Origin of the sequence: uncultured Citricoccus sp. (assembly GCF_937871995.1) — a bacterium.
Taxonomy (GTDB): domain Bacteria; phylum Actinomycetota; class Actinomycetes; order Actinomycetales; family Micrococcaceae; genus Citricoccus.
In genome coordinates this window covers 1-8,626 of sequence record NZ_CALMQR010000123.1, presented here as the reverse complement: position 1 = coordinate 8,626, position 8,626 = coordinate 1, and the positions used below count along the sequence as shown (strand labels likewise).

The following is an 8,626-nucleotide window of genomic DNA, read 5'->3' as shown; positions in this document are numbered from 1 at the left end:
CAGCCACTGCTGTTTCTGGGCCTCGGAACCGTGCTTGTGGATCGCGGACATCGCCAGCGAGCCCTGCACCGAGACGAAGGTGCGCAGCCCGGAGTCCCCGGCCTCCAGCTCCTGGGCCGCCAACCCGTACTGAACCGCCGACCGGCCCGCGCACCCATACCCCTCCAGATGCATGCCCAACACCCCCAACCGGCCCAGCTCCGGCACGATCTCCCGCGGGAACACCGCCTGCTCGTACCACTGGGCGATGTTCGGGCGGATCACCTCATCCACCAGCCCCCGCACGTCCAGGGCCAGCTGCTTCTCCTCGGCGGAGAACAACCCGTCCATCCCCGTCAGATCCACCGGCCCCAAAAACGAGGCCGACACATCCCCCGACACAGACCGACCGGTCGAAGCGGTGTTGGTTGCGGTGTTGGTTGCGGTGTTCACTTCTGTGCTCCTTGTGCCTGGGCCTGCTCGACGAGTTCCTTGCGCAGCAGGTACTTCTGGATCTTTCCGGAGGGGGTGCGGGGCAGCTCGGGGACGATGACGAGGCGCTCGGGCCAGTACGGCTTGGCCAGCCCCTTGGCGTCGAAGAACGCCCTCAGGGTGTCCATCGTCAGCTCCGGCGCGCCCTCGCGCATGACCACGGCGGCGGCCGCGGTCTCCTGCAGCCGCTCGTGGGGAACGCCGATCACGGCCACCGCCTCGACGTCCGGGTGCTCGTAGAGGACGTTCTCGACATAGGTCACCGGGATGTTCTCGCCGCCCCGGATGATCACGTCCTTGGTGCGCCCGGCCAGGCGCACGTAACCGTCCTCGTCCATGGTGGCGAGGTCCCCGGTGTCGAACCAGTCGCCGTCGAACTCCTCGCGGGTCTTGTCGAGCTGGCCGAGGTAACCGCGGAACAGGAACGGGCCGCGGATCTGCAGCTTCCCCTCCTCGCCGGGGGCAGCGGGCCGGCCGTCGAAGCCGACGACCCGCGTCTGCATCCCGTCCAGGGCACGCCCGTCCGTGGAGATGATCTTCTCGTCCGGGTCGGAGGGGTGTCCCATGGTCACGAGGCAGCACTCCGTCTGTCCCCAGCCGCCGAAGACGCTCATCTCCGGCAGCTTCTCCCTGGCCTCGGCCACGTAGGACCGTGGGATGGGGGCGCCCATGCAGCAGAAGTGCCTCAGGGAGCTCACGTCGTGCTCGGCGAGGTTCTTCGCTCCGATGAGGTCGTGCAGGAACGGGGTGGCCGCCGAGGTGTGGTTGATCCCGTGCTTCTCGACCAGTTCCACGAACTCCTCGACGTCCCACACGTCCTGGAAGACACCCGTGCCACCGAGCATGATCGGCAGGGAGACGCCGTAGAGGAATCCGGTCAGGTGCCCGAAGGTCGAGGCCATGTGGATGACCGAGTGCTCGTCCAGGCCGAGCCGGTCCGGCCAGGGCAGCGCGCCGGACAGCACCGAGTTGTGGGTGTGCATGACGCCCTTGGGACGGCCCGTCGTCCCGGAGGTGAACATGATGAGTGCGAGCGAGTTCGGGTCGGGACGCAGCGCCGCCAGGTCCACCGGGTCGGACTCCCGGCGGGCCCGGCCGCGGGCGAGGAAGTCCTCCCAGGACGTGAAGCCGTCCCGCGCCCCCTCACCGTGCACGATCACGGTCTCCCGCAAGTCCGGCAGCTCCGGGCGCAGGCGGTCGACCATGTCCGCGTAGTTGAACTTCCGGAAGGTCTCGGTGATGAACAGAACCGAGGTGCGCGCGGTGGCCGCCATGAAGCCGATCTCCCGGTCGCGGTAGATCGGGATCAGCGGGTTGGCGACGGCGCCGATCCGGTTGGCGGCCAGGTAGATGACCAGCCACTCATACCAGTTGGGCAGCTGGATCGAGACCACGTCGTCGGCCTGGACGCCGGACTCCAGCAGGGCGTGGGCACAGTCCTCGACGTCGGCGGCCAGGTCGGCATAGGTGTGCGCGCCGCGCACGTCGATCGTGCAGGTCTGCCCGGGGCGTGCCGCGACGGCGTCGTCCAGGTAGTCGGCCAGCAGCCTGTTCCGCCAGTGTCCGGACGCGATGTAGGTGGCGATCTCCTCGTCGGTGAGGAGCATCTCGAAGGTGTGGGGCATGGGGTTCTTCCTGGTCGTGCGGCCGTCCCGGGGGTGGCAGCGGGGCAGGGCGGTCAGATCATCGTGAGGCCACCGGAGACCGAGAGGGTCTGGCCGGTGATGTACTTCGAGGCGGGAGAGGCCATGAAGGCCACGGCGTTCGCCAGGTCCTCCGGCTGGGCCAGCCGCCGCAGCGGGATGGACTTCTCCAGGGCCGTGCGCAGCTTGGGGTTCTCGGCGGAGATCTGCTCGAACAGCGGGGTGTCGGCGGGCCCGGGGCAGACGGCGTTGGCCGTCACCCCGTGGCGGGCGGCCTCCCGGGCCAGGGTCTTGGTGAAGGCCACCACCCCGCCCTTGCAGGCGGAGTACACGGCCTCGCCGCTGGATCCCACGCGGGCCGCGTCCGAACCGATGTTCACCACCGTGCCGTGGCCCTGGTCGACCATCCTGCGCACCACGGACTGGGAGCAGTGCAGGACCCCGTAGAGGTTGATGCCGATGACGCGGTCCCAGACGTCCACCTCGGAGTCGAGGAAGGGCCCGACCTTGTCCCAGCCCGCGTTGTTGACCAGGACGTCGATGCGCCCGAAGGTGGACATGACCTGTTCGGTCATCGCGTCCACGGCGGCCCGGTCGGTGACGTTCACGGAGATGCCGATGGAGCCGTTGCCCAGTGCGGCGGCGGTGGCCTCGGCGGCCTCGCCGTTGAGGTCGGCGACGACGACGGTCGCGCCCTCGGCGACGAGGCGGGTGGCGATGCCCTTGCCGATGCCGCTGGCGGCGCCGGTCACGATGCAGATCCGGCCCTGCAGGTTCTCGTCGTTGACGGTGGTGTTCGTGGTCTGTTCAGTCATGGTGTGCTCCATGGGTCGAGTGGTCTGGCGGCCGTGGGTGGCGTCGCCGGGAGGAGGTGGTGGTGGCACCGGTTCAGGGCGCGACCTCGCGGGGCAGGTTCTGCCGCGAGATGATGAGCTTCATGATCTGGGCGGTGCCGTCGCCGATCTGCAGGCCGAGGACGTCCCGCATCCGCTGTTCGATCGGCCGGGTGGTGAGGTAGCCGAACTGGCCGTGGGACAGCAGGCACTGGTTGATGACGTCGTAGGCCGTCTTCGGCGCCCACCACTTGCACATGGCCGCCTCCTTGGTGTGCGGCAGGCCCGCGTCCTTGAGCCACAGGGTCTTCTGGCACAGCACCCGGGCCGCGGTCAGCAGGGTGTCCGCCTCGGCCAGCGGGAAGGACAGTCCCTGGAACTTGCTGATGGGCTGGTCGAAGGCCATCCGCTGGCCGGCGTACTCCCAGGTCTCGTCGAGGGTGACCTGGGCGGCACCGATGACCTGCAGGCCGATGAGGGCGCGGGAGAAGTCGAATCCCTGCATCACCTCCGTGAAGCCCTTGCCCTCGGCACCGAGCAGGTTCTGTTCCGGGATCCAGGTGTCCGTGAAGGTGACGAACCCGCGGCCCACGCATTTGGTGCCCATGTCCGGGGTGGCCTCCCGTGCGACGCCGTCGCGGTCGAGTTCCACCAGGAAGGCGCTGATGCCCCGGCCCCGGCGGTTCTCCTCGGTCCGGGCGAAGACCACCGTGGCGCCGGCGTGGAGGGCGAAGGACATCGACTTGGTGCCGTTGAGCACCCAGCCGCCGTCCTGGCGCCGCGCGGTGAGGCCGGGATTGCCGGCGTCCGAGCCGCCGTCGGGCTCCGAGAGGCCGATGGCCACGATGTCCTCACCGCTGGCGATCCTCGGCACCCATGCCCTGGCCAGCTCGGGGCCGGCGTTGCGGGCCAGGATCTGCCCCACCAGGGAGCCGACCACCTGGACGTAGCCGACGTTGATGTCCCCGCGGGAGATCTGCTCGGTGATCATGCCCGCGGTCAGGGCCCGCTCGCCGCGTCCGCCCAGCTCCTCCGGGAGCTCGGGGGCGATCAGCCCGCGCGCGCCCATCTCACACCGGAGGGCCGGGTCGATGATCCGGTCCGCCTCCCGCTGCCGGTAGCCCGGCGCCAGCTCCTCGGCCATTGCCGCCGCGGCATCGATGTAGCCCTGCATCGCCGTGTCGATCGTGAAGTCCATGAGTCCCTCGTCTGGTCCTGGTGTGGTGGTCGTGGTGGCTCTGCCGACGGTCAGTGGCTGACGACCTTGGAGGCGAAGTCGGGTGCCCGCTTCTGGGCGAAGGCGATGGCGCCCTCCATGCCCTCGGGTGACACGGCGTAGAGGTCCAGGGCGGACATCGCCATGGCGCTCAGGCCGGCCTGGTGCTCGGTGTCGGCGTTGAAGGACTGCTTGAGGAAGCGGATGGCGGTCGGCGACTTCGCCGCGATCTCGTCGGCCCAGGCGAGGGCCTCGTCCATCAGCCGGTCCGGTTCGACGACGGCGTTGACCAGGCCCCAGCGCTCGGCGGTGGCGGCGTCGTACTTGCGGCAGAGGTACCAGATCTCGCGGGCGCGCTTCTCGCCGACGATGCGGGCCAGGAAGGCCGAGCCGAAGCCCGCGTCGAAGGACCCGACGCGCGGGCCCGCCTGCCCGAACTGGGCGGTGGAGGAGGCGATGGTCAGGTCGCACAGCACGTGCAGCACGTGCCCACCGCCGATGGCGAGGCCGTTGACGGCGGCGATGACCGGCTTGGGCAGGTCGCGGATGGTCTTGTGCAGCAGGCCGATCTCGAACATGCCGGACTCGCTCGGGCCGTAGTCCCCGGTCTCGGCGCGCTGCTTGACGTCCCCGCCGGTGCAGAAGGCCTTCTGTCCGGCCCCGGTGAGGATCACGGCCTGCACGCCGCGGTCGGCCCAGGCCAGCTTGAGGGCCTTGATGAGCTCCTCGACGGTCTGGGAGCGGAAGGCGTTGTAGCGGTCCGGGCGGTTGATGGTGATCACGGCGGCGGCGTTGCGGCGCTCGTAGGTGATGTCCCCGAAGTCCGGGACGGCCGGGGCCTGGGACGAATCGGTGGTGGCGGTGGAGTTCTCAGCGGTCATGATGGTCCTTTCCGTGGTGGCCCTGCCGAGTCTCCGGGCAGGTCCAGGGGTGGGTGGTCGGGGCGGTCCGCGCTCAGGCGGGCGCGCCCAGCAGGTCGGCGTACGCGGCTCGGTGGTCGGGGTGCACGGCCGTGGCGAGCATGAGGGCCGACTGGCTCGCCACGAACTCCTCGAACGTCATCCTCGAGGCGAAGTACCAGTGCTTCAGGGACCACGAGTGGGCGATGAGGAGCAGGTCGTAGGAGAGGATCCGGGTGTCGACCGGCATCAGCAGGCCGCGGTCCAGGGCCTCCTGGATGGCGTCGGTCAGGGGCTGGGCCGTCCTGACCTCGAGGTCCTTGATGAGCCGGCGTCCCTCCTCGTCCAGGGTGTGGGACTCGCGGTACGTCAGCAGCACGGCCTCGCGGTTGTCGTCCACCACCCTGCAGTAGGCCGAGAAGGCCGCAACCATCCGCCGCACCGGGTCCGCCTCCGGCGCCACGGCCGCGGGGATGAGCCGTGCCATGTCGTCCAGGACGCCGAGGATCACGCCCTGGACGAGTTCCTGCTTGTTGGCGAAGTAGCGGTAGATCAGGCCCACGGAGACGCCCGCCTCGTCGGCCACCGCCTGCATGGAGACGCCGTGCGAACCGCTGCGCTCCATGAGCCGCGCCGCCGCCTCGAGCAGCTGGCGGGTCCGGGCGCCCGAGCGGGCCTGGCGCGCGGCCTCGGCCGGTACAGCCAGTTCTTCCGCGCCCTTCAGCACCATGGACCTGCCCCTTCAGTGTGCGTGAACCTAAGTTCACCAAGAATGAATGTTCGTTCATTCGTGACTGTACTCACACCTCGACGGCGGGGTCAAGGGTGCGGGGACGTTAAACGACGAGGACCCCGGATCCAATGGATCCGGGGTCCTGCGGGGCCGAGAGGGCCTGGGTCAGATGCTGTATTCCGGTGCCGCCCACACGACGACCTCGGGATGCTCGTAGAAGCGGTATCCCTGGCCGCGTACGGTGCGCACGGTCCCGGACAGCCGGCCCAGCTTGGAGCGCAGCCGGCGGATGTGGACGTCGATGGTGCGCTCGTTCGGCACGTCCTCGGCGTTCTTCCACAGCGATTCCAGCAGCTCGTCGCGCCCCACCGTACGGCCGCCGTTCTCCACGAGGTAGTTCAGCAGCTCGAACTCCTTGTAGGTGAGGTTCAACCCCTCGCCGTCCAGCATCACCTCGCGGCGGGCCAGGTCGATCAGGACTCCGGGCTGACGGGTGGAGACGGGTGCGGGCGCCTGCAGCAGGTCCGGCCGGGTGCCCTGCTGGATGGTGGGATCACCCAGCACCTGGCGGACGACCTCCAGGTCGGACCCGGGGGCGCCGGCCGGCGCGATGGCCACGGCCGCCGCGGACTGCGAGCCCGGCACCAGGGACTCCACGTAGTGGCGCAGCTCGTTGGCCAGCCGCGTCAGGGAGGTCCCGGCGGCAGAGGCCGCGGACTCGTCCATTCCCACGTAGATCACGAAGCCCCGTGCCTCGGTCTCGGTGGCCACGGCCTGGGGGCCGGGAATGCCGTTGGGGGCCAGCACCGGCGTCGGAGCGGTCTGGGGCTCGACATCCCGGGCGATCGCGCCGGAGTCGCCGTGGTCCTGCACCGGCTGCAGCGGACGGGTGCGGGGCATCCCATAGGTCCCGCCGTGCTCGCGGTAACTGCGGACCCGGGCCGCACGGCGCTGGGCGTTGCGGACCGAGATGTGGACGTATCCCTGGGGGCTGGTGGTCATGTCGATGAATCCTTGCGTCGATCTCCTCGTCGGCGTGGAGCCAGCAGGTCGGACCGGATCACGGTCGTCCCCGCCCGCCGCACACCGGCCAGGAGCCGGCCTGGTCGCACCGCCGACGCCATCGCCGGGCGGACTGGGCCTCAGGGAGGCCGACCAGGTCGCGGAACTTCATGTGACAACCCTGAAGCGTCACAATCCGTTCTTGCAAGTAACAATGGTCACGTCGTCTCACATCGTGAGACGCATGCACCTTTTTGTGACGAAGGTCACATCATTTGAGGGGTCTGAAGCACTTCTCCGGGTATTCCGGGGTAAGTTACCGCCTCTTTGCCCCGTGGTCCCCGTTTGTTACCGAGCCCGTTGCCGGGGCGACGCCCTCTATTCGGCGACGCCGTAGAGACGGTCGCCGGCGTCCCCGAGGCCGGGGACGATGTAGGACTGCTCGTTCAGGCGCTCGTCGACGGCCGCCAGGTAGATGTCCACGTCGACGTCGGCCAGCTCGCCCTCCAGTCGCGCGATGCCCTCGGGCGCGCCCAGGAGGCAGATGCAGGTCACCCGGCGCGCCTTGCGGGCATACATGAACCGCACCGCCTCGGCCAGCGTCCCGCCCGTGGCCAGCATGGGGTCCAGGATGAACACGTGCCGGTCCGTCAGGTCGGCCGGCAGGCGCTCGGCGTAGGTGACGATGTCCAGGGTCTCCTCGTTCCGGGCCATCCCCAGGAAGCCGACCTCCGCCGTCGGCGCCATCCGGACCATGCCCTCGAGCATCCCGAGGCCGGCGCGCAGGATCGGCACCACCAGCGGCGTGGGCCGCGCCAGCCGGACCCCGGTGGTGGTGGCGACGGGGGTCTCGATCCGGACGGGCTCCACCGCGACGTCCCGCGTGGCCTCGTAGGCCAGCAGCATGACCAGTTCCTCGGTCAGCTGCCGGAAGATCATGGACGGGGTGTCCCGCTTCCTGAGGACCGTGAGCTTGTGGGCTACCAGCGGGTGTTCGACGAGCTGTACGCGCATGGTGCCAACCCTACAGAAGGGAGGGGCCGCACCCCTCCGGATAGGCTCAGTCACCATGCATCCCGAGCACGATTCCTGGATGGCGCTGGCCCTGGGCGAGGCCCGCCGCGCCACGGACACCGGTGACGTGCCGATCGGTGCGGTGGTCCTGGGCCCGGACGGGACCGTGCTCGGCACCGGTCGCAATGAGCGGGAGGCGAGCGGGGACCCCACCGCCCACGCGGAGGTGCTGGCCCTGCGGACCGCGGCCGCCGCGCGTCGGGACTCCGGGCACGACGACGGGTGGCGGTTGGAGGACTGCACCCTCGTGGTCACCCTGGAGCCCTGCGCCATGTGCGCCGGGGCGATCGTCCTGGCCCGCGTCCCCCGACTGGTCTTCGGCGCGTGGGACCCCAAGGCCGGGGCCTGCGGATCCGTGTTCGACGTCGTCCGCGAGCCGCGGCTGAACCACTGGGTCGAGGTGTTTCCCGGCATCCGCGAGCAGGAGTGCGCGGAGGTGCTGACAGGGTTCTTCCGCGCGCACCGGGGCTGAACCGGAGCTGAGGGCCGCGGGCCGGACGCGGCCCGCCGGACCCGCAGGAGCGGCGCTCCCGGAGCGTTGACCGGTGACTGGCGCCGGGGAAGAATTCACTGCACGGCCGGCCCGTCCGGGACCGGCACCGAACCGGAAGCTGGTCCGTCATGACTGGACCCCGACCCTCTCCCGAGGCGTTGCGCACCCTGTCCTCAGTGGTGCGCGGAACGGTGATCGGACCCGAGGACGCGTTGTACGACGACGCGCGGAGGGTGTGGAACGCGATGATCGACCGGCACCC

At 69.9% G+C, this 8,626-nt stretch carries 9 protein-coding genes; 1 reads left to right on the top strand and 8 read right to left on the bottom strand.

The genetic code is table 11. The features are described from left to right. From Q0283_RS14055 to upp, 8 genes are all read right to left on the bottom strand, one after another. Positions 1-330 (bottom strand): acyl-CoA dehydrogenase family protein (locus Q0283_RS14055; protein WP_298045192.1); only part of this gene is annotated, 330 nt, incomplete at its 3' end. 98 nt (positions 331-428) lie between these two features. Continuing rightward, the gene (locus Q0283_RS14050) at positions 429-2,096 is read right to left on the bottom strand and encodes an AMP-binding protein (RefSeq protein WP_298045190.1); all 1,668 of its coding nucleotides are present in this window, start codon (positions 2,094-2,096) and stop codon (positions 429-431) included. Positions 2,097-2,149: 53 nt separating this feature from the next. Then, positions 2,150-2,929 (bottom strand): SDR family NAD(P)-dependent oxidoreductase, encoded by a 780-nt coding sequence (locus Q0283_RS14045; protein WP_183523273.1) that lies wholly within the window; start codon positions 2,927-2,929, stop codon positions 2,150-2,152. Positions 2,930-3,002: 73 nt separating this feature from the next. Beyond that, on the bottom strand, positions 3,003-4,145 hold the full coding sequence (locus tag Q0283_RS14040; protein ID WP_298045189.1) for an acyl-CoA dehydrogenase family protein: 1,143 nt from the start codon (positions 4,143-4,145) through the stop codon (positions 3,003-3,005). A 50-nt stretch (positions 4,146-4,195) separates the two neighbouring features. Further along, positions 4,196-5,044 carry an enoyl-CoA hydratase-related protein gene (locus Q0283_RS14035; RefSeq protein WP_183523269.1) on the bottom strand — a complete coding sequence of 283 codons (849 nt, stop codon included), beginning with the start codon at positions 5,042-5,044 and terminating at the stop codon, positions 4,196-4,198. Between the two features lie 73 nt (positions 5,045-5,117). Further along, entirely contained in the window at positions 5,118-5,792 is a 675-nt protein-coding gene (locus tag Q0283_RS14030) for a TetR/AcrR family transcriptional regulator (RefSeq protein ID WP_183523267.1), read from the bottom strand. 168 nt (positions 5,793-5,960) lie between these two features. Beyond that, positions 5,961-6,797 carry a winged helix-turn-helix domain-containing protein gene (locus Q0283_RS14025; RefSeq protein ID WP_298045187.1) on the bottom strand — a complete coding sequence of 279 codons (837 nt, stop codon included), beginning with the start codon at positions 6,795-6,797 and terminating at the stop codon, positions 5,961-5,963. A gap of 378 nt (positions 6,798-7,175) precedes the next feature. Then, positions 7,176-7,811 (bottom strand): uracil phosphoribosyltransferase, encoded by a 636-nt coding sequence (upp, locus tag Q0283_RS14020; RefSeq protein WP_183523263.1) that lies wholly within the window; start codon positions 7,809-7,811, stop codon positions 7,176-7,178. 55 nt (positions 7,812-7,866) lie between these two features. Between upp and tadA the strand changes: the two genes are divergently transcribed. After that, positions 7,867-8,343, top strand: coding sequence for a tRNA adenosine(34) deaminase TadA (tadA, locus tag Q0283_RS14015; protein WP_298045185.1), 477 nt, complete (start codon positions 7,867-7,869; stop codon positions 8,341-8,343). The last annotated feature ends 283 nt before the right edge of the window (positions 8,344-8,626 follow it).

What these genes read in the sequence shown, in the direction of transcription:
- Q0283_RS14050 (WP_298045190.1), bottom strand. Translation starts at nt 2,096, where the DNA reads ATGCCCCACACCTTCGAGATGCTCCTCACCGACGAGGAGATCGCCACC.
- Q0283_RS14045 (WP_183523273.1), bottom strand. Translation starts at nt 2,929, where the DNA reads ATGACTGAACAGACCACGAACACCACCGTCAACGACGAGAACCTGCAG.
- Q0283_RS14040 (WP_298045189.1), bottom strand. Translation starts at nt 4,145, where the DNA reads ATGGACTTCACGATCGACACGGCGATGCAGGGCTACATCGATGCCGCG.
- Q0283_RS14035 (WP_183523269.1), bottom strand. Translation starts at nt 5,044, where the DNA reads ATGACCGCTGAGAACTCCACCGCCACCACCGATTCGTCCCAGGCCCCG.
- Q0283_RS14030 (WP_183523267.1), bottom strand. Translation starts at nt 5,792, where the DNA reads ATGGTGCTGAAGGGCGCGGAAGAACTGGCTGTACCGGCCGAGGCCGCG.
- Q0283_RS14025 (WP_298045187.1), bottom strand. Translation starts at nt 6,797, where the DNA reads ATGACCACCAGCCCCCAGGGATACGTCCACATCTCGGTCCGCAACGCC.
- upp (WP_183523263.1), bottom strand. Translation starts at nt 7,811, where the DNA reads ATGCGCGTACAGCTCGTCGAACACCCGCTGGTAGCCCACAAGCTCACG.
- tadA (WP_298045185.1), top strand. Translation starts at nt 7,867, where the DNA reads ATGCATCCCGAGCACGATTCCTGGATGGCGCTGGCCCTGGGCGAGGCC.